16 protein-coding genes are annotated in these 20638 nt (G+C 43.2%); 13 read left to right on the top strand and 3 right to left on the bottom strand.

Annotation, left to right across the window (positions count from 1 at the left end; genetic code table 11):
* Window positions 1-155: 155 nt before the first annotated feature.
* From JMX93_RS05395 to JMX93_RS05380, 4 genes are all read left to right on the top strand, one after another.
* Window positions 156-1577 carry a DASH family cryptochrome gene (locus tag JMX93_RS05395; protein WP_499204090.1) on the top strand — a complete coding sequence of 474 codons (1422 nt, stop codon included), beginning with the start codon at window positions 156-158 and terminating at the stop codon, window positions 1575-1577.
* A 79-nt stretch (window positions 1578-1656) separates the two neighbouring features.
* Window positions 1657-2094 carry a DUF3429 domain-containing protein gene (locus JMX93_RS05390; RefSeq protein WP_499204089.1) on the top strand — a complete coding sequence of 146 codons (438 nt, stop codon included), beginning with the start codon at window positions 1657-1659 and terminating at the stop codon, window positions 2092-2094.
* Between the two features lie 349 nt (window positions 2095-2443).
* Window positions 2444-3685 carry an NnrS family protein gene (locus JMX93_RS05385; RefSeq protein ID WP_499204088.1) on the top strand — a complete coding sequence of 414 codons (1242 nt, stop codon included), beginning with the start codon at window positions 2444-2446 and terminating at the stop codon, window positions 3683-3685.
* A 93-nt stretch (window positions 3686-3778) separates the two neighbouring features.
* Window positions 3779-4297 (top strand): Rrf2 family transcriptional regulator, encoded by a 519-nt coding sequence (locus JMX93_RS05380; RefSeq protein ID WP_499204087.1) that lies wholly within the window; start codon window positions 3779-3781, stop codon window positions 4295-4297.
* A 93-nt stretch (window positions 4298-4390) separates the two neighbouring features.
* Here the strand turns inward: JMX93_RS05380 and JMX93_RS05375 are convergent, their stop codons facing one another.
* Window positions 4391-5137: a hypothetical protein gene (locus JMX93_RS05375; protein ID WP_443511288.1), complete on the bottom strand. Its 747-nt coding sequence runs from the start codon at window positions 5135-5137 to the stop codon at window positions 4391-4393.
* 303 nt (window positions 5138-5440) lie between these two features.
* On the opposite strand from JMX93_RS05375, the gene JMX93_RS05370 reads away from it, so the two are divergent.
* Complete coding sequence (locus JMX93_RS05370) at window positions 5441-6232, top strand: ankyrin repeat domain-containing protein (protein WP_499204086.1); 792 nt, start codon at window positions 5441-5443, stop codon at window positions 6230-6232.
* Window positions 6233-6338: 106 nt separating this feature from the next.
* On the opposite strand, the gene JMX93_RS05365 is transcribed toward JMX93_RS05370, so the two are convergent.
* Window positions 6339-7328 carry a dienelactone hydrolase family protein gene (locus tag JMX93_RS05365; RefSeq protein ID WP_499204085.1) on the bottom strand — a complete coding sequence of 330 codons (990 nt, stop codon included), beginning with the start codon at window positions 7326-7328 and terminating at the stop codon, window positions 6339-6341.
* Between the two features lie 452 nt (window positions 7329-7780).
* Between JMX93_RS05365 and JMX93_RS05360 the strand changes: the two genes are divergently transcribed.
* From JMX93_RS05360 to mmsB, 8 genes are all read left to right on the top strand, one after another.
* Window positions 7781-8977, top strand: a complete 1197-nt coding sequence (locus JMX93_RS05360) for an MFS transporter (protein ID WP_499204283.1) — start codon at window positions 7781-7783, stop codon at window positions 8975-8977.
* A 177-nt stretch (window positions 8978-9154) separates the two neighbouring features.
* Window positions 9155-10825, top strand: a complete 1671-nt coding sequence (locus JMX93_RS05355; RefSeq protein WP_499204084.1) for a fatty acid--CoA ligase — start codon at window positions 9155-9157, stop codon at window positions 10823-10825.
* Between the two features lie 278 nt (window positions 10826-11103).
* Window positions 11104-13188: a propionate--CoA ligase gene (locus tag JMX93_RS05350; RefSeq protein ID WP_499204083.1), complete on the top strand. Its 2085-nt coding sequence runs from the start codon at window positions 11104-11106 to the stop codon at window positions 13186-13188.
* Window positions 13189-13483: 295 nt separating this feature from the next.
* A complete protein-coding gene (locus JMX93_RS05345; RefSeq protein ID WP_499204082.1) occupies window positions 13484-14968 on the top strand; it encodes a CoA-acylating methylmalonate-semialdehyde dehydrogenase in 1485 nt (494 codons plus the stop codon).
* A 190-nt stretch (window positions 14969-15158) separates the two neighbouring features.
* Window positions 15159-16319, top strand: coding sequence for an acyl-CoA dehydrogenase family protein (locus tag JMX93_RS05340; protein ID WP_499204081.1), 1161 nt, complete (start codon window positions 15159-15161; stop codon window positions 16317-16319).
* An 82-nt stretch (window positions 16320-16401) separates the two neighbouring features.
* Complete coding sequence (locus JMX93_RS05335) at window positions 16402-17184, top strand: enoyl-CoA hydratase (RefSeq protein ID WP_499204080.1); 783 nt, start codon at window positions 16402-16404, stop codon at window positions 17182-17184.
* Between the two features lie 60 nt (window positions 17185-17244).
* Complete coding sequence (locus tag JMX93_RS05330) at window positions 17245-18513, top strand: enoyl-CoA hydratase/isomerase family protein (protein ID WP_499204079.1); 1269 nt, start codon at window positions 17245-17247, stop codon at window positions 18511-18513.
* Between the two features lie 148 nt (window positions 18514-18661).
* Window positions 18662-19591 carry a 3-hydroxyisobutyrate dehydrogenase gene (mmsB, locus tag JMX93_RS05325; RefSeq protein ID WP_499204078.1) on the top strand — a complete coding sequence of 310 codons (930 nt, stop codon included), beginning with the start codon at window positions 18662-18664 and terminating at the stop codon, window positions 19589-19591.
* Between the two features lie 75 nt (window positions 19592-19666).
* Here the strand turns inward: mmsB and JMX93_RS05320 are convergent, their stop codons facing one another.
* The gene (locus JMX93_RS05320; protein ID WP_443214541.1) at window positions 19667-20425 is read right to left on the bottom strand and encodes an IclR family transcriptional regulator; all 759 of its coding nucleotides are present in this window, start codon (window positions 20423-20425) and stop codon (window positions 19667-19669) included.
* Window positions 20426-20638 lie beyond the last annotated feature (213 nt).

The raw sequence follows: 20638 nt of genomic DNA, 5'->3' as shown, positions 1-20638 counted from the left end.
AGTCAATGCTTATGGTTAGTATAACGCAGATAACAACGATGCTAGCGACTTAAGTTGAACAGATAACACGCTCTATACTGTGTGTCACATTCTAAAATATTATAGTCTAGACTCAGCTTTAAGTGAGCGTGTTTAACGACTTGGGAATCGAGAGTATGTCAAATCACCAATCAGGCAATGCATCAAATAAGTCAGTCAATAAAAAAGTGGTATTGGTATTATTTCATAACGATTTGCGCATAGAGGACAATGAGACGTTAGTCAAAGCGGCGACATTGGCTGAAAGCAACCAAGGGAGTCTGATGCTCATCTATGCTGATTTTTTGGCTGATAGCCTTGAATCGAAAGATAGCAGTCAAGCTTACCACTTTAATGAGATGGGCGCTGTTCGTCAGCAATTTTTATCTGAGAGCTTGGCTGATTTGGATCAATCGCTTCAGCGCCTTGGTAATCGATTGCTGTATCTGTCGCCAAGCTGTTTATCAAAAAGTCATTTGTCGTCAGATAATGTAGAGTCTGCCTCAAGCCCCTTTACTCAGTTATGCCAGCTCATTGAGCAGCAAAAAGTCACCGATATCTGTGTCAGCCACACGGCAGATTATAATCAAAATAAAGGCTATGTTGCCTTGCAGAGCAAATATCCGCAGATAATATGGCACAGTCAATCAACCCATACGCTATTTGCTGATTTACCGACACAAGACCTGCCGAAAAGCTTTACGCAGTTTCGCAAAAAGGTAGAAGCAAGCCATGATTTATTGAATGCGGACTATGAGGTGGCTGTTTCTCCTATGCCAAAGTCGCTGCCGCCAATGCCTGATGCGTTGATAGGACGTAGTAACTACCTTTTTAAAGCGCTACCATTTGATGAGCAAGCACAGCAAGCACATAGTTTTAAAGGTGGTGAAGCAAATGCAATGATTCATTTAACTCACTATTTTGATTCTGCTGCGCCGCGCACGTATAAAACCACACGTAATGCGCTGGATGACTGGACGCATTCCACTAAATTCTCGCCTTGGCTGGCAAATGGTTGCTTGTCTATCAATATATTGTTGAACCGCTTACGTCATTATGAGCGTGAGGTTATCGCCAATGAGTCAACGTATTGGATTTGGTTTGAGCTGCTGTGGCGCGAGTATTTTTATTGGTATGCGATTGAACATGGAAGAAACTTATTTTTGTTTAAGGGAATTGGTCATCAGTTACCAGCCACTCGTTTCGATGATCAGCGTTTGCAGCAATGGCAGAATGGCACCACGCCATATCCTATCGTCAATGCCTGCATGAATCAGCTTAAGCAAACAGGGTATATGTCCAATCGAGGCAGACAAATCGTTGCTAGCTGCTTTATTCATGAGTTGGGTTTAGACTGGCGTTATGGTGCAACCTATTTTGAACAGCATCTTATCGACTATGATGTCGCGAGTAATTGGGGGAATTGGCAGTACTTAGCTAGTGTCGGCGCTGACCCAAGAGGATGTCGGCAATTTAATCTCAACAAACAAACTCAGCAATACGATTCAAATGGTGATTTTGTTCGTCAGTGGCAAGGGGTGGTAGGGCAAAGCGGTTAATTAATATATGTTGAAATTACTGGTTAAAAATTTATATGTTAGAAATATCAACAGACTAAATACAAGATAGGTATGAACGATGAAAAAACCAAGCCCTTATCTAACCTTTGCAGGTGCTATTCCGTTTGTCGCCTGTGCACTTTTACTTGCTATAAACATTGATAGTTTGCCCTACTTAGGGGCAACAACTGATGTATTGAGTATTTATGGTCTGGTGATTGCCTCTTTTATGGCTGGTGCGCAATGGGGCAACCATTTGAGCTTAGCTGATGATAATAGATGGGCGATTATATTGCCCTTAGTGAGTAATATGATCGCGATAGGCCTATGGTTAGGGTTTTTAATGTTATCAGCCATCGGTTTTATTTGGTTGTTAATTCTTGGATTTGCCAGTATGTTAATTATTGATTACGGTCTCAATCGAGCGTGCATTATTACGCAAGACTATTTCAAAGTGAGAACCTATGTCACAGCCATAGTGGTTGCGTCCTTAATCATGACCGCTGTGCAGTTATGAATGGTACTGGCTAGGGCTTGTCCTCAATTCAACCGATTGTTATCTAAATGGGCTAAAAATAGCTAAATTTTGCCAAACATCGTCAAATAGCTTATCAATATCTCGATATTATTTTCGCTACTTTCCTTGTTTGACGGCAATTTATCTCATTTTTATCACCGTTTTTAAAATGAGGACACGCCCTAATACTGATAATTTGCTTTCTTCGTTTTTATATCAAGTCAGAAGTTAAAATCGGTAAGTGTTTGCAGTCATGATATTTTGATAGATACATTGCAAGTTTTATAACATTTATTTAATATGAATTTTATAGAACTGACTTTATTTATATTCTTCTAAGAAGACCACCATGCAATCTATCAATTTACCTAGTAAGCCGCCCAGTTCTCCGCATCCTATTCTTAATTTGAGCTTTCGAATATTTTTTAGTGCTGCTGCGCTATTTGCAGTGGTAACGATGCTGCTATGGGCTTTTGTATTTACTGGTCACACGGATATCGACGCACAGGTATTGAGCCCGTTGTACTGGCATGGCCATGAGATGGTTTACGGTTATGCATTGGCAGTGGTCGCAGGGTTTTTGCTAACAGCGGTAAAGACATGGACAGGAGTAATGATGCCACATGGTTATAAGCTGCTGGCTATATTTGGCTGTTGGCTGCTAGCACGTTTGAGCTGGGCAGGTTTTGGGCTTGGTATGACGGTTGCGGGTAGCAGTATATGGTTGTTATATGTCGCCGCAATATTTGACTTATTATTCATCGCCTCGATGGCATTTTTGATATGTCGAGCAGTATTACAGGTCAAGCAGTATAAGCAAATGGGTATCTTAGCGAAACTGGCGTTATTGACCGTTGGCAACGGAATCTGCTACTGGGGTATTATCAATGCCGATATGAGTATGACTAAGATAGGGCTTTATCTAGGGTTTTACTTGATCATTGGCTTGATATTAACCATTGGTCGCCGCGTGGTGCCATTCTTTATCGAACGTGGTCTTAGTGTTGGAACGACGGAGGTCATCAAGTTGCGCAATAGTAAAATACAGGATGTTGCGAGCTTATTGTTTTTCTTAGCCTTTTTTATTAGTGACTTGTTTTATCCTAATAAGTATCTGCTGACTATTACGGCACTTGGCGTAGCAGTGGTTAATGTCATCCGTTTGGTAGGCTGGTATCATCGCGGTATTTGGCAAAAGCCATTACTTTGGTCATTATATGTTGCATTTTTGGGCATGTGTTTGAGTTTTCTACTGTATGCGCTGCAACCGTGGTTGGGCTATACTCATAGTATTGCGATGCATGGACTTGCGATTGCAGGTGTTGGTATGATGACGTTGGCAATGATGACGCGAGTATCTCTTGGTCATACTGGTCGTAGCATTCATCAGCCGCCCAAAATGGTAAGCTTCATGTATGGTTTGATGGTATTAGTATTTGTCAGTCGAGTACTGTTACCATTAGCTGATATGAGCCACTACCTATTATGGATTATGATTGCTCAAGGCGCTTGGATTGCTTGTTTTGTGCTATTTTGCATCAGTTATTTACCGATGCTGGCACGTCCTAGACCTGATGGTCTGTTTGGTTAGAGCGATCTAATGATGCCATTGTCAAAAGATGAATTACTTTGACCAAATTGATTGGCTTAAAAAAATTATACGAAGAAAAAGGAGCGCAAATGAATGCGACTGACCAATTATAGTGACTACGCGCTACGCTCATTGATTTATTTGGCAGTGAGACCAGAGCCGCCATTACTCGCAAATATCAGTGATATTTCTGATAGTTACGGCATTTCTAAAAGTCATTTGACCAAGATTATTCATCAGTTGGGTCAGCTTGGTTATATAGAAAGTGTGCGTGGGAAAAATGGCGGTATACGTTTGGCTCGTGCGCCAAAAGATATCAATTTGGGTGTATTAATCAAACAAATGGAGCCGGACTTTGATTTGGTCGAGTGCTTTGCGACACCCACGAATGCTAAGAGCAGTGATGGTCGACAGACTGGTTCGACAGGTTTGCCTATTACGCTGATTGATGAAACGACAGTTAATGCTAAGGGCTGTGTTATTAGCCCAGCATGCCAACTAAAAAATGTGTTTTTTGAAGCATTGACAGCATTTATTAATGTCCTTGAGCGCTATACCTTGGCAGATATCCTCAACAACGAAGATGAACTGGCATCTTTATTGTTTCGTTAATGGTTTTGATGTTGATGGATTCATTTTAAAAAAGGGAGTGACCATCTTGGCCACTCCCTTTTTTATGCTTTTAATGCGAGATTATACGGTCAATTAAGATTTTTCTAATTTTGGACGGGCTTTATCAATGGCTTTTAATAATGCTTTCTCAAACTCGCCTTCCTTGAATTGAACGAGGTAAGAGTGTGCGGCGCAGAAATTACGCACATCGCGCCATTCATGTGCCAGATTGCTTGCCCAATCGCAATATTTCTTGCCTGCATCAGGTTCGTTTTTCAGCGCTTTTTTGGTCGTTGGATGCAGTATCAGTTCAGGCAATATCGCCTCTAATAACTTCATCGGTGGGCTCATAAAGGTATCATCGACGTGCAAGCTTTGACTGGCAGGATGATAGGCTAACAGTGAGCCTGCATGAATCATCTCATTGGGTGAGATATAGTAGATGCCTTGTGACATTGAGAACTTAAGCTCAGGGTAACGCTTAGCGACTGCCTCGCTTTCAACCAAGTCATCTGCCCATTTTACTTCAGGTATTTTTTTATGGTGGCGGCTACTGCCATAGAATGTTGCTTGTGGGAAGTCTTTTGCCATTTGGGCACAGTGTACCGTATGGAACGGGTGAACATTGAGGATGGCTTCGACATCCTGACCATTATTAGTCAGTGCCATCACTTCGTCTCGAATATCACCTGTTAAGGCGTAACTGTCCAAAAAGATAAAGCGCCCTGAAGATAGCTTGACCAGCGAGCACTGGGTGCCAATGTTTAGAACACCGCCAATGCGAAAATCTCCGCGTATATTCCAAAATCCTGCGCCTAAATCATGCATTTTATCGGTCATTTAAATTATTCCTTAATATTTTTTTGCTTGAGTTCTTAAATCCTTAAACATTTTCAATGTCCTAGATTTTTTAATGACGAATACTATTTATTAGATTACACCTTAAGAGTATGGTGAGTCATGTACCTAAAGTCTGTTATAAAAAAGATGTCGATTGTTATAGTCAACGTATGAGCATAAAGTCTAATGCAAACTTATACTCATCGATGAGCATTGTCATTCACAGCTTATAATTTATAGATTATTATTTAATGAATCTGTATAATACTTCTTACTATTTTATTTATGTTTGAAGGTTGAGTGATGAGATTTTTTGATAAAATGAGCGCATCAGCGGTTATTGCAACGATGTTATTAGCAGGTTGCTCAAGCCTAAACACTGATAACAGCGCAACCAAAACGGATACTATCCAACTTGCTCAAACAGCACCAATCCCGCAAGTGGATTTTCGCTTTAGCGCTGCTGAGAATGTTGATCTTGCCAACCAAAACAAACTTTCTTGGCGTGTGTTTTATGACAAACCCTCTACAGGTGCAGATGCTACTTGGTTTGATGCCGTAAAACATGGTGACCTAGCCACGGTCACATACATGGTCAATAATGGTCAAGACTTAGAAGTTAAGGATACAGGTAGCCTTAATCAAACGGCATTAGGCTGGGCTGCCTTTATCGGCTATGAAGATATGGTCGATTACTTAGTCAATAAAGGCGCTGATATCTATGCTAAAGATGACGGTGATGTATATAACGTCATGAAATCTGCTGTGCTGGGAAAAAATACCAATATTGTCAAAAAAGTACATATGTTATTGAATGACAAAGCGCCTGTAGATTTAAATGATCAGACGGTAGAGAGTGATGGCGAAACCTTGATTATGGTTGCTGCCAGCAATGATCGCCTTGAGACTGTCAAGTACTTATTGGCGCAAGGTGCCAATCCAAATCTAGTGGCAACGACCAAAGACAAAAAAATGGGCTCGTATAATCAAGGTGCCTATTCATATGCGTGTTCGCGAGATTTGGTTGATATGCAAAAGCTATTGGCCGCCAATGGTGCTGTGAATCATCGCACTGGCAAAGCCAGCTGTGAATAATGGCGTTAATGACTTTATAAAAAAGGCTGCCATTTTGGTAGCCTTTTTCTATACTAAGCGCTCATAAGTCAGACGTTTATCAGTGGATTGTTTATAAACGTTTACTTTATGAGCAGTTTTTATAGTCGTAAGCCGATATACGAGGATTGTTGCCATAATTGTCGTTACGACATAAAAACTTATCGAAGCGGGTATCGCCATTTACGTAGCGATGCATCCAAGCAATACTTGGTTTGCTCAGTAATATCTCATTAAAACGATAACTGGGACAAAAATGGCTACCATTCTTTATCTCAATCTTCATTTTTGCGCCCGTAGCCTTATCATAAAAAGGACTGCTGTATTTTTTATTTGAGGCAATGCGGTCATTCTGGCAAGTAATGAATAGAGCGGGCGTGTCCATTTCGCCGTAGTCTTTATCATGATAGGGCGTTTGCGGAACAATGGCTCGAACCGTCTTACGTTTTGTCGCTAGCTGGAGCGCACCGCCGCCGCCCATTGACCAGCCAATAGCACCCAAGCGCGTACTATCTATCTGAGCACCCACCGTATTGTCACTAAGAATATAATCAAGCGCAGCATTCAACTGAGTCGCACGGCTATCTGGGTCATCATAAATAGAGTTAGTATCGATGGTAATAACCACAAACCCCCAAGATGCCAAACGCGGCCCCCACCATTTAATAGAAGATTCGTAGGACACATAGCCGGGTATCACAGCGATTCCGCCTAACAGGCCACAGCCGCCTGCGTTGGTTGGATAATGAATGGTTCCGCCACCGAAGCCATTGGCTAACTGACGAGAAACGGGTTTTTTAGCTACCGAAAAAGCTCCCTTATCACGCGTATCTGACAGGTTAGCCGCCGTAATAATACTATCAGCGATACAGTTTGACGGCGAGGTTGATGTTGATATTGGTGATGTTACTGTAACCGATGATGCTATCGGGGTTGATAATATTTTGGTCGGTTGCTCTTTAATTGTGAGCTTATGAATTGCGGCTACTTCGCCCAACGTAACTGCCGACACATTTATAGAAAAAATTAGGGCACCTATAGCGACAATCAATTGCGAATAAAAAGGGTGTTTGGGCATGATAAGGAGTCTGTTATAGGTGAGTTGGATTTCGCGGCAGGTTATATTTTGTTGGTATAAGTTTTTGTGGATCGCATTTATATATAATAGGTCAAAATAATAGTAGACAGTAATCTGCTTGCTGTCAAAAATATACGTCACCTACGCAGTATGTAAAGCAGCAATTTTTAGTGTTCAAGCAGCACAATAAGCCAGCTGGCTAGCACTATTAATGTTGTTAAAATAATATGATTGGTCAAGTATAAATAAGGCAATATCGATAACACACTGAAACCAGAGTCTGGTATTTGGTATGCTAAAATCATATATGACGCATATCTCTAGCATCAGCCATTATTTTTTGTCATTATTTCAGCTATTATCGTCCTACTTCTATCACTCACGCCAGATAATCCGCGTCCAATATAGCCTGTATCCCTGTGAAAAATACCATCAGTAAATCCCAAAATAATATGCCACAACCTCTATCTACACCAATCAATTCGACATCGTGGGTATTAAAACTCACTATCGGCTTGATTGGGATGTTTGCTTTTTTGCAAGTGTATTCTATTCAGGCCATTTTGCCCGTATTGATGGTGGATCTATCAGCAACAGAGGTGCAAGCTGGCATGATCGTCGGTGCAACGGTGATGGCGATTGCTATTATGTCGCCATTTTTGGGCATGCTGTCTGACGCTGTGGGGCGTAAATCCTTTATCGTTGGCGCTTTATTGTTTTTAGCGATACCCACCGCTTTAATTGCCCAAAGTCCCAGTATTGGTTGGATGGGCATGTGGCGGTTTATGCAAGGGTTGTCTGTACCGGGCATTACAGTGGTGACGATTGCTTATATCGGTGAAGAGTTTGAGGGACGTGCTGTCACAGAATTGATGTCGTTCTATGTCTCAGGCTCGGTACTTGGCGGCTTTATGGGGCGATTTTTGCTTGGGCACTTGCACGAGCTTATCGGCTGGCGTGCTGGCTATTATGTGATGGCAGCGATGACCCTTATCGGTGCGCTGTGGGTCGGCAAGATGCTGCCATCGTCACAGCAGTTTGTGGCCAATCCGAATTTTCGTTCCGCGATGCAGACGCTCGGTGAGCATTTAACCAATCGTTATGTGGTGACGGCTTGTCTGTTAGGGGCGTGTGTCTTATTTTCACTCGTGGGTTGTTTTACCTTCATCAATCTACATCTTGCTAAGACGCCATATGAGTTGAGTACCGGTGCGCTCGCCAATATCTTTGCCGTTTATTTGATAGGCGTTATCATTACGCCATTATCGACGACATTATTACGTCGCTTTGGTTCAGCCCGCACAGTGCGTGTGGCTGTTTGCGTTTCTATGATTGGGGTGCTATTAACACTGGTAACGCCGTTATGGGGCATTATTACTGGTCTTGCGATTATGTCCTCAGGCGTCTTTATTACCCAAGCTGCCACCATTAGTTATATCGCCGTCAATGTTAAAAAAGGGCGCTCATTGGCGTCTGGTTTATATTATATGGGTTATTATGCTGGCGGTACGATGGGCGCGTGGTTATGCGGCATGGCTTATGCGCGTGGGCAGTGGTCGCTCACAGTATGGTTGCTCTTATTTGTACAGATTTTGGCATTACTGGTTGCCAGTTTTGGTATGATTAAAACAAAATCACGCGTGGTTTGATGGCCGTTTTTGAGCAATATTCATCAAGCTATTGCAGCTTAGGACGCTTACGTAAGGTCGCTTTACATAGCGTCGATTTTTTCTTACTATCGATATAGTATGCTCAATACGCCATCAATTATCCATGATTCACCCGCATAATAACTTATCCGCATGACCAACAAGGACGTCACATATATGTCAAATATTTACCACAGCGCACCTTCTGCTTACGATTATCCCTTATTAATTAAACAGCTGCTAAACCGTGCCAAAACGGTGTCGCTAGAGCAAGAAATCGTTTATGCTGACAAAAAACGCCTTACGTATAAAGATTTGTTCAACCGTATCAATCGCTTGGCCAACGTCTTAGCAGGTTTGAATCTGGATGCAGGTGATATAGTGGCAGTGATGGATTGGGATAGCCATCGTTATCTTGAGTCGTATTTTGCGGTGCCGATGTCAGAGTATATTTTGCAAACCGTCAATATCCGCTTGTCGCCAGAAAAAATTCTTTATACCATCAATCACGCTAAACCAAAGGTGTTATTGCTCAATTCTGAGTTTGCGCCATTGGTCAAAAACTATCAGTTTGAAAACTCTAGTATTGAGCACATTATTTGGCTAGATGATGATGGTGTGACATCCGAAGGAGTCTTCGGTGGTAACCAAAACCGCGTAGTAGGTGAGTATGAAGCGTTATTACAAGCTGCTGATAGTGAGTTTGACTTCCCAGATTTTGATGAAAACACCATTGCCTCGACTTTCTATACCTCAGGCACGACGGGCGATCCAAAAGGCGTGTTCTTTAGCCACCGTCAGTTAGTATTGCATACCCTCACCGAAGCGGCGACATTAGGTATGCTGCCCGACAAGCAAGGCGTCAGTTACGGTGATGTTTATATGCCGATGACGCCGATGTTCCACGTTCATGCGTGGGGCTTTCCATTTACCGCGACCATGGCTGGTTTGAAGCAAGTGTATCCGGGACGCTATGCACCAGATGTATTGATGGACTTGATTATTAATGAAAAAGTCAGTATCACCCATTGTGTCCCAACGATTTTGCAAATGGTGCTCAAAGAAGCACAAGATCGTGGTGCCAGCTTCAATGGTTTAAAAATGATCATCGGTGGTTCAAGATTGACTGAAGGTCTGGCAAAAACAGCCATGGAACAAGGTATCGAAGTATATACCGGTTATGGTATGTCAGAGACGGCCCCACTTATTAGCTTGACAGAATTTAGCTTAAATGAGCCTGCGATGACAGAGGATGAAGACATTGCCCGACGCTGTATGACTGGTAAGCCCGTACTGATGGTTAACGCTCAAATATGGAGTACCAATAATGAGTCGGTTGGTACTGGTCAAAACAATACTGGCGAGCTGGTATTACGGGCCCCTTGGCTAACGCAAAGCTACCTAAAAAATGACGATGCTGGCAAAGAGCTTTGGGAAAATGGTTATATGCACACCCAAGATATCGCCTATATACGCCCTGATGGCTATATTAAAATCACTGATCGCTTAAAAGACGTTATTAAGTCAGGCGGCGAGTGGATTTCATCGCTAGAGATTGAGACGATTTTGTCGTTACATCCAGCGGTCGCTGACGTATCTGTGATCGGGGTACGTGATAAACAGTGGGGTGAGCGTCCATTGGCCTTGATTGTGTTAAAGTCTGATGCTCAAGACACGAGCGTTGATGACATCAAAGCCATTGCCGAGAAAGCCGTAGAGCGGGGTATTATCCCGAAATATGGTGTGCCAAGTCAGTTTAAGTTTGTCGATGAGTTGCCAAAAACTTCTGTTGGTAAACATGACAAAAAAGTGATGCGTGAGATGTATGCTGATCAAACTGAGGTGTAGCTTTACCTCTCTTATTTGCTAAAGTTATCAGCTGTTAAGCCAATCTAATGTTAATCATAACAAAATAGATTGAGCGCTTAATAGTTGACCTTTATTGTTAGCTCTGCTACATTTTAAACCGATACCTACTAAATCGATACGTAGTGTATCGGTTTTTCAATTCTGGTAGGGATAGTCAGACTTATATTATGATAGTGTTCCATAAGAGCTTCTATTATAAAATCACATTTTATAAAATCTTATTGCATTACCCATCGTTTACGCTAAGGACAGCCATTATGAACGAGCAAGCCAATCATCAAGACAGCAATCAAGCTGGGGATCATAATAATAATCACAGCCTCAATCCATTCTCTAGCCAAAACTCCCAAGCGGCACTTGATACCAACCCAACCTTTGCAGATATATATCAGTCTTCCATCGATAACCGAGAGCAATTTTGGGCTGAGCAAGCCAAGCGTATCTATTGGCATAAAGAGCCTGAGCAAATCCTTGATGACAGCAATCTACCTTTTGCCAAATGGTATGTTGGCGGCGAGACCAATCTTTGTTATAACTGTGTGGATCGCCATCTTGCAGAGCGCGCAGAGCAGGATGCTTTTATCTGGCTATCCTCTGAGATTAACCAAGAGTTAATAGAAACCTTTCCTGCAGTCGTCGATGCGTTTAAAGATTTGGGCAATAACGTTGAGCTTTATACGGACTATACCAAGCGTCGCCTGACCTATAATGATCTCTATAAAGAAGTCAATTACTTTGCTGATGTGCTACAGCGTCATGGTATTGGCAAGGGTGATCGCGTCGTCATTTATATGCCGATGATATTGGAAGCCGCTTATGCGATGTTGGCTTGCGCTCGTATTGGTGCCGTACATTCAGTGGTATTTGGTGGTTTTGCTGCGCATAACTTAGCCATTCGTATGGATGATGCCGAAGCAAAAATGGTCATCACGGTGGATGCAGGTCTGCGTGGCGGTAAAGTTATTAATTATAAAAATCTTGTCAATCAAGGAGTCGAGCAAGCAACGATTAAGCCCGAACATGTATTGGTCGTCAATCGCGGTATTTTACCGTTTGTGCCAAAAAGTATTGATATCGATTATGCGACCCAGCGTCGTATCAGCTGTGAAGCCAATGCGATTGTCGAGCCTGTTTGGCTCGAGTCAAATACCCCATCGTATCTTCTTTATACCTCAGGCACTACGGGTACGCCAAAAGGTGTGCAACGTGATACAGGTGGTCATGCGGTCGCGCTAACGACGTCGATGGACTATATCTACGATGGCAAGGCGGGCGAGACGTTTTGGGCGATATCAGATATCGGCTGGGCAGTGGGACACTCTTATACTATTTACGCGCCATTACTAGCTGGGATGACGAGTGTGATGTACGAAGGTTTGCCACATCGTCCGAACCCCGGTATTTGGTGGCGAATTGTTGAAGCAAACAAGGTCAATATCTTATTCACGGCACCGACGGGTGTCCGTATGCTGAAAAAACAAGATGAGACATGGATGACACGCTATGATGTTTCCAGCGTAAAATCCTTCTTTTTGGCAGGTGAACCACTGGATGAATCGACAGCCCATTGGCTGACTAAGCATTTAGGTGTGCCAATTTTAGACCATTATTGGCAAACAGAATCTGGCTGGCCCATCCTAAGTAACACGCCCAAATTTAATCATAAACCGCATAAACAAGGATCACCCGGTTACCCCATGTATGGTTATGATGCCCATGTCATCAATGAAGAAACAGGCGAACCTTGTAAAGCTGGCGAAAAAGGACTGCTCGCGATTCGTGCACCATTGCCGCCCGGTTGTCTGACCACGGTATGGCGTAATGATGACCGCTTTGTCAGTAGCTATTTTGGTCTGTTTGATGGCAAGCAATACTCAACCTCAGATTATGCAGTAACTGACGAGGAGGGTTATTTTTATATTTTAGGACGCACTGATGATGTGATTAACGTTGCTGGTCATCGTATTGGCACGCAAGAAATTGAAGAGGCAATTAGCACGCATCCAGAGATGGCAGAATGTGCGGTTGTGGGTATTCAAGACGAATTAAAAGGAGAGCTGCCCATCGCCTTTTGCGTACTGAGAGATCATGAGCAAGTGGCAACGACCGAAAATCGCTTCCGCATAGAGCAGCAAGTCATTGGTGCTGTGGTCAAGTCCCTTGGTGGTATCGCAAGGCCAGCGGCAATTTATTTCCCGCAAGCACTACCAAAGACGCGTTCTGGCAAAATCTTACGTCGAGCCATTCGTGCTTTAGCAGAAGGCAAGGAAACAGGAGATATGTCAACGCTTGATAATCCAACAGCGATTGACGCGATTAAACAGTCTATGAAAGATTATTAAGTAAACTTTATAGTCGTGTTGATTTTAAAAAGCTCATGAATGCTCATGGGCTTTTTTTATTGTTGTTAATGATCTGCGGATAGTGATAGATAAATCGGACGGTAAATTTAACTTTGTTAAAAGAATGATAAAGGGCTTGACCCTAAAATTGTTTTATTGTTATAGTCAATAATGATACGAAATAAATCATTTTAAAATTATATTTGATTGATAAAAACTTATTGTTTTTTATCTCTTTTTTGAATACCAAGACTACCGCTAAAGGGTAATCTCGCAAACAAGATAAGGATATCTTATGCACCACGTCAAGCAGCTCATTAATGGTCAATTTGTTGATTCTAATACCAGCGAATGGATTGATATCACCGATCCCGCCACCCAAGAAGTTATTGCCAAAGTCCCACAAACCACCGACGATGAAATCAATCAAGCTGTTGCAGCGGCTCAAGCAGCGTTTCAAACATGGCGAAAAACACCAATTACCACACGTGCGCGCATCTTTTTAAAGTATCAAGCATTGATACGCGAGCATATGGATGAGCTGGCAGAAATCTTAACAGCAGAGCAGGGCAAAACGATTGCTGATGCTCGCGGTGATGTATTCCGTGGTTTAGAGGTGGTAGAGCACGCAGCTAGCATTGCCAATCTGCAAATTGGCGACTTCGTTGAAAATGTCGCCTCAGGCGTCGATACCTATAGTATTTGGCAACCACTAGGCGTTTGTGCTGGTATCACTCCATTTAACTTCCCAGCGATGATACCGCTATGGATGTTCCCAATGGCGATTGCGACGGGTAATACCTTTATTCTAAAACCTTCTGAGCAAGACCCGATGGTGACCATGCGTCTGGTGGAACTTGCGATTGAAGCGGGTGTACCTGAAGGTGTACTCAATGTGGTGCATGGTGGCAAAGCAACCGTCGATGCAATTTGTGACCATCCAGATATTAAAGCGGTTTCTTTTGTCGGTTCGACCAACGTCGGTAAGCATGTCTACGAGCGTGCCAGCAAATCCGGCAAGCGCGCCCAATGTATGATGGGCGCGAAAAACCATGGCGTTATCTTACCTGATGCCAATAAAGAGCAAACCCTTAATCAGCTAGCAGGTGCGGCATTTGGAGCAGCGGGTCAACGCTGTATGGCATTGTCAGTTGTGGTACTAGTGGGCGCTGCTGGTGAGTGGATTGATGATATCAAAGCCAAAGCAGAAGGCTTAATCGTCTCAGCTGGTAAGCATGATAAAGACTTAGGTCCACTGATTTCTCCTGCGGCAAAAGCCCGTGTTGAGCATTTAATTGGTACTGGTGTAGAAGAAGGGGCCAGTTTGCTTCTTGATGGTCGCGGTATTACGGTTGAAGGCTATGAAAAGGGTAACTTCGTAGGACCGACTATCTTTGATAATGTCACTGCAGATATGCAAATTTATAAAGAAGAAATCTTTGGGCCAGTACTTTGTATCATGCGCGCCAATAGCTTAGATGAAGCGATTGAGCTGCTTAATGCCAATCCACATGGTAATGGCACGGCAATCTTTACCCAGTCAGGCGCTGCTGCACATAAATTCCAACAAGATATTCAGGTTGGTCAAATCGGTATTAACTTGCCAATTCCTGTGCCACTACCTATGTTCTCATTCTCAGGCTCACGTGCCAGTAAGCTTGGCGATCTCGGTCCTTATGGTAAGCAAGCCGTGCAGTTTTATACGCAAACAAAAACGGTCACTGCACGTTGGTTTGATGATGAAGCGAGCCGCGGCGTCAATACGACTATTTCAATTTAATCGTCAATCCACTATATTTTCGGTCTAATGTCAATCTTACTCAACATATTTTTTGCTAGAAAAGTATGATTTTATAATTGTCATTATGCCGCTGTTATACTGTATAAAATACACGGTATAAATAATATTAAACTGATGGCTTATTAATTTCTCTCCACCATATTTGCTTTGCATGCACAAGGATGACCCTATGGATTTTTCATTGACCGAAGACCAAATCGCCTTTCGCCAAACTGCTCGTCAGTTTGCGCAAAAAGAGCTAAAGCCAAACGCGGCTGAATGGGATCGAACCTCGCATTTCCCAGTCGATGTGATTAAGAAATCAGGCGAGCTTGGCTTTTTAGGACTGTATACCAATCCCGACTATGATGGCCTAGGGCTACCACGCTTAGACTCTGCGATGGTGTTTGAGGAGCTAGCATGGGGTGATACGGCTGTAGCTGCTTATATGAGTATTCATAATATGGCTGGCTGGATGATTGGTGAATATGGCAGCGATGCGTTGTGTAAAAAATATTTGCCTAACATGGTCAGTGGTGAATGGCTTGGCAGCTATTGTTTAACTGAGCCGAATGCCGGTTCTGACGCCGCCTCATTACGTACCAAAGCCGATAAGCAAGGCGATTATTACGTACTCAATGGAGAGAAAATCTTTATCTCAGGTGCAGGCTCAACCGACGTATTAGTAGTGATGGCGCGTACTGGTGGTGCAGGACCAAAGGGCGTATCAGCGTTTGTTGTAGATGCCAATAGTGCTGGTATCGAATATGGAAAAAATGAGCATAAGATGGGCTGGAAAGCGCAGCCAACACGGACAATTAGCTTTAAAGATGTCAAAGTCCCAGCAGAAAACCTGATAGGTGAGGAAGGCCAAGGCTTTCGTATCGCTATGAAGGGTTTAGATGGCGGTCGTATCAATATCGGTATCTGTGCAGTTGGTACGGCGCAGTCAGCACTGGAGACAGCCACCAATTATGTGCAAGAGCGCAGCCAATTTGGGAGTCCGATTGCTAGTTTACAGTCGGTACAATTTAAGCTTGCAGATATGCTGACTCAAACCATCACTGCACGGCAAATGCTATATTTAGCGGCCAGTAAAGTCGATAACAATGACTCGCAAGCGTCTACTTATTGTGCGATGGCAAAGCGTTTGTCGACTGATCTTTGTTTCGATGTTGCCAATGAAGCCTTACAGCTGCATGGCGGTTATGGTTATCTAAATGAATATCCGCTTGAGCGCCATGTGCGAGATTTGCGTGTCCATCAGATTTTAGAAGGCACCAATGAAATCATGCGAGTGATTGTCTCGCGTCAGCTATTGCAAGATGATGCGTTGAGTCAGTTACGTTAATCACTTTATATGAATGAATAACCTGCCTATTCAACTCTATGAATAAAGCGATTTTATAAAAAGTTTATAACAAGGATGTTCTATGAAGGATTATACCAACTTAAACCTATCGATTGACGGTCATACTGCTACCGTAACATTGAATAACCCACCAGCCCATACGTGGACGATGGACAGTCTACCAGCGCTTAAGCAACTGGTTACTGACCTTAATGCCAATGATGATGTTTATGCCTTAATCATTCATGGCGATGGTGAGAAGTTTTTTTCGGCAGGTGCAGATTTAAATAACTTCTCTGATGGTGATAAAGGTCGTGCGATTAGTATGGCAATAGCGTTTGGTGAAGCATTTGAAGCGCTATCAGCGTATCGTGGAGTCAGTATCGCGGTCATCAACGGCTATGCGATGGGCGGCGGGCTTGAGTGTGCGCTGGCGTGTGATATTCGTATTGCAGAAGTGCATGCGCAAATGGCATTGCCTGAGACCGGTGTGGGACTGTTACCGTGTGCGGGTGGTACGCAAAATCTAACAGCTTTAGTCGGTGAAGGCTGGGCAAAGCGTATGATATTGTGCGGTGAGCGCGTCGATGCAGAGACAGCCTTGCGTATTGGTTTGGTGGAAGAAGTCGCCGCTAAAGGAGAGGGTTTGCAAGCGGCACAGTTACTTGCGCAAAAAGTCGCTAAGCAATCACCCGTTGCCGTCACTTACTCTAAACAGCTTATCCAAGCGGCAAGAAATACCCCACCTGCACAAAACCTTATTCATGAGCGCGAAGCTTTTGTTAAGTTATTCGATACCAAAGATCAGCGTGAAGGCGTACAAGCCTTCTTAGAAAAGCGTAAACCTAATTGGCAAAATAAATAGGCCAAATTGAATATGACTTTATTCTAATATTTTCCCTTTTAATTTTTGTAGGCCACTTTTATGACAGCAGCTATCACAGCGACGGATGATATTAATAATCAAAAAGCCGTAGAAAAAACCGCACAAGAAGCACCAGTATTGTTCAGTACTGAGCCGACAGATTGTGGTCATCTCATTGGAATAATGACGTTAAATACCCCAAAATCTCTTAATGCGCTCAGCGTTGAGATGTGTCAACTATTATCACAACAGCTAGAGCAGTGGCAGAGTGATAATCAGATAGTGGCTTTGGTGTTACAAGGAGCAGGTGACAAGGCATTTTGTGCGGGTGGTGATATTCGTAAGCTCTATGACAGCATGTCTAGCGATGCACCGTTACCGAACCCTTATGCGACAGAGTTTTTTGGTCATGAATATCGTCTGTATCGGCAGATGCACTTTTATCCAAAGCCATTAATACTTTGGGGTGACGGCATTATCATGGGTGGCGGCATGGGGCTGATGGCAGGTTGCAGTCATCGCTTAGTCACCGAGCGCACTCGCTTTGCTATGCCAGAAGTGACTATTGGATTGTTCCCTGATGCCTCTGGCAGTTGGTTTTTGCAGCGTATGCCAGCGAAGACAGGTTTGTTTTTAGGGTTAACGGGGGCGATGTGCAATGGCAATGATGCGATATTGGCCAATCTTGCAGAATATGCCGTCACCAGTAGTGACTATGGTGCCATCATACAAAGTTTAAAACAGAGCGATTGGCAAGTGTCAGCTAGTAGTACGGACAAATGCGATGACAATAGTGCCCATAGTATCGTTAGCCATGCACTGGCTGCGCAACCAGTAGCTGAACTGCCGGCGAGTAAATTGGCAACCTATTGGCAACCTATTCAGCAGTTGATGAACAGCGGCGGATTGGGTGATATCGATGTGTTATTACAAAATGATGCGGCACTTGAAAAATTAAATGTGGAGTTTGCTAATGACAGTTGGACGCAGCGAGCAGTGGACACTTATCGTCATGGCTGCCCAGTGACCGCTGCTTTAACTTATGCGCTGTATCATAAAGTCACGGATTTATCGCTAGAACAGGTTCTGTATCTAGAAGCCAACGTAGCCGTACATTGTGCAGCCAATCCGGACTTTAAAGAAGGTGTACGTGCGCTGCTTATTGATAAAGATCGCAGTCCACAATGGTCGCGTTCACTAGCAGACTGCCTCAGTAGCGAAGGGCAGGCGTACATACAGCAGCACTTCGTAAATCCTTATGCTAAAGGTGAGCATCCGTTAGGCGATTGGTTGGGTGATGAGGCGTTAGGCAGTCAGCTTGTGCGCTAAAAGTTTTATTTTTGGATTCACTATTAAGGTCTGTGGAATATTTAAATATTAAAAATAATTAAGTTCAAATAGATAACGAAAAACTGTGCGCAGCATGGTCTGCATACATATATGTGTAATTAATAATCAATCATCAAGGAGTGATGAGATGGGTACAAAGGATACAGGTTTAAATAATACTGCGAAGCCAAACATAGCCTTTATAGGTCTTGGTAATATGGGCGCACCAATGGCAGAAAACTTATTAAAGGCAGGTTATGCACTGTCTGTCTATGATTTGTCTGCGGAAGCGACCAAGCGCTTGCAGCAAGCAGGTGCGAGTGTGGCTGATAGTCCTAAAGAGGCTGCAAGCAATGCACAGGTCGTCATTAGTATGTTACCGGCTGGCCAGCATGTTCATTCTGTCTATCTGGGAGATAATGGCTTGCTGGCACAATTACCGAAAGGCACATTAGTCATTGATAGCAGTACTATCGCTGCTGCTGATGCAAGAGTGGTGGCAGAGGCAGCAAGTAAGTTTGGTATAGACTTCTTAGACGCACCAGTCTCCGGTGGTACGGGCGGTGCCATCGCTGGTAGTTTAACGTTTATTGTGGGTGGCAGCGACGATGCCTTTGCCAAAGCCGAGCCAATACTAGCAGTTATGGGCAAAAATATATTCCATGCAGGCGACCACGGTGCCGGACAAGTGGCTAAAATCTGCAATAATATGCTGTTAGGAATTTTGATGGCTGGGACGGCAGAAGCGATTAATTTGGGGGTCAAAAACGGTCTCGACCCAAAAGTGTTGTCAGATATTATGCTACAAAGCTCAGGCCGTAACTGGACATTAGAAGTTTATAATCCTTATCCACAAGTGATGGAAAACGTCCCATCTAGCAATGGCTATAAGGGTGGCTTTATGAGTAAGCTCATGCAAAAAGATCTTAACCTTGCGATGCAAACGGCTAAGGATACGGATGTTGAAACGCCAATGGGTGCTAAAGCGACAGAGTTATATGAAGCACATACGCTAGAAAATGGTGATAAGGACTTTTCTAGTATCATGGCGCGTCACGATAGCTCCGTATTGTCTTAATACTATCTCATATATAAACCAAAAAGGACTGCATTATAATAATAGTGCAGTCCTTTTTGGTTTATATGAAAACATTTAGCTTGGTAGCTCATAGACCAGAGACTGAATGTCTTGCGCTGCTTTTTGTAGTCGTGGTACATGGGCTAATAGATCATCTAAAGACACTCGTATGGTCGGTGCGTGTAGATAAAGCGAAGCAAGGTAGCGTGATTTTCTGTCTCGTATCGGTACTGCGATTGCCACCATCTCAGAAATAAACTCTTCGTTATCGATACCTATACCAGTAGCAGCGATATGATCAAGCTCAGCATTTAATGCCTCAATATCGGTGATCGTATTTTTAGTAAATTTATCCAACGATAAGTTTTGTAGTATCTTGTCGCGGCTTGCGCGCGGTAACTGACTTAAATATAGCTTGCCAGTGGCAGTGCACCACATCGGTGACTTTGCACCCACAGGCAAATAAATCTGAATCGGCAAAGTGGTTTGTGCGCGATTGGTATAGATCATATTCATCTGATACGGGACGCCGATACCGCAAGTTTCTTTCAGGTCATCGACTAGCTTTTGCAAAATCATTTGTCGTTCATTAAAGAACAGTCGCTGTTGCCAAAGCTCAACACCCAAATTGCGTACACGCTTGCCCGGTATGATGCCGCCGCCAATATCGACGGTCACAAACCCTTCATCGAGCAGATTCTGAATCAATCGATGGATGGTTGGCTTAGGAATATCTAGCTCTTGTGACAGCTCAAGTGGCGAGAGAGGCTTAGAAGCATAAGACACCGCTTCGATGATCTCTAACACACGGGTAATTGACGATACTTTAGGCATATGAGTGGCTCAATAAGAATAAAAAGAATACAGCAGGAAATACCACAAGGAGTTACTAAATAATAGTAAATTCGCAGTCTTGCGACACATTTTCCCTAACCTCTAATTTAGCATAATATCAAGCTTAGACAAGAGCTAGTTACTTTATCTGCTGATAGTAACGTCATACGATCTAGAAACATTTATATAACTGTTGTGGATGTCTGAAAAATT

This window comes from Psychrobacter muriicola 2pS (assembly GCF_904846535.1).
In the GTDB taxonomy this organism is placed as follows: domain Bacteria; phylum Pseudomonadota; class Gammaproteobacteria; order Pseudomonadales; family Moraxellaceae; genus Psychrobacter; species Psychrobacter aquimaris.
This window is presented reverse-complemented; position numbering and strand designations above follow the sequence as displayed.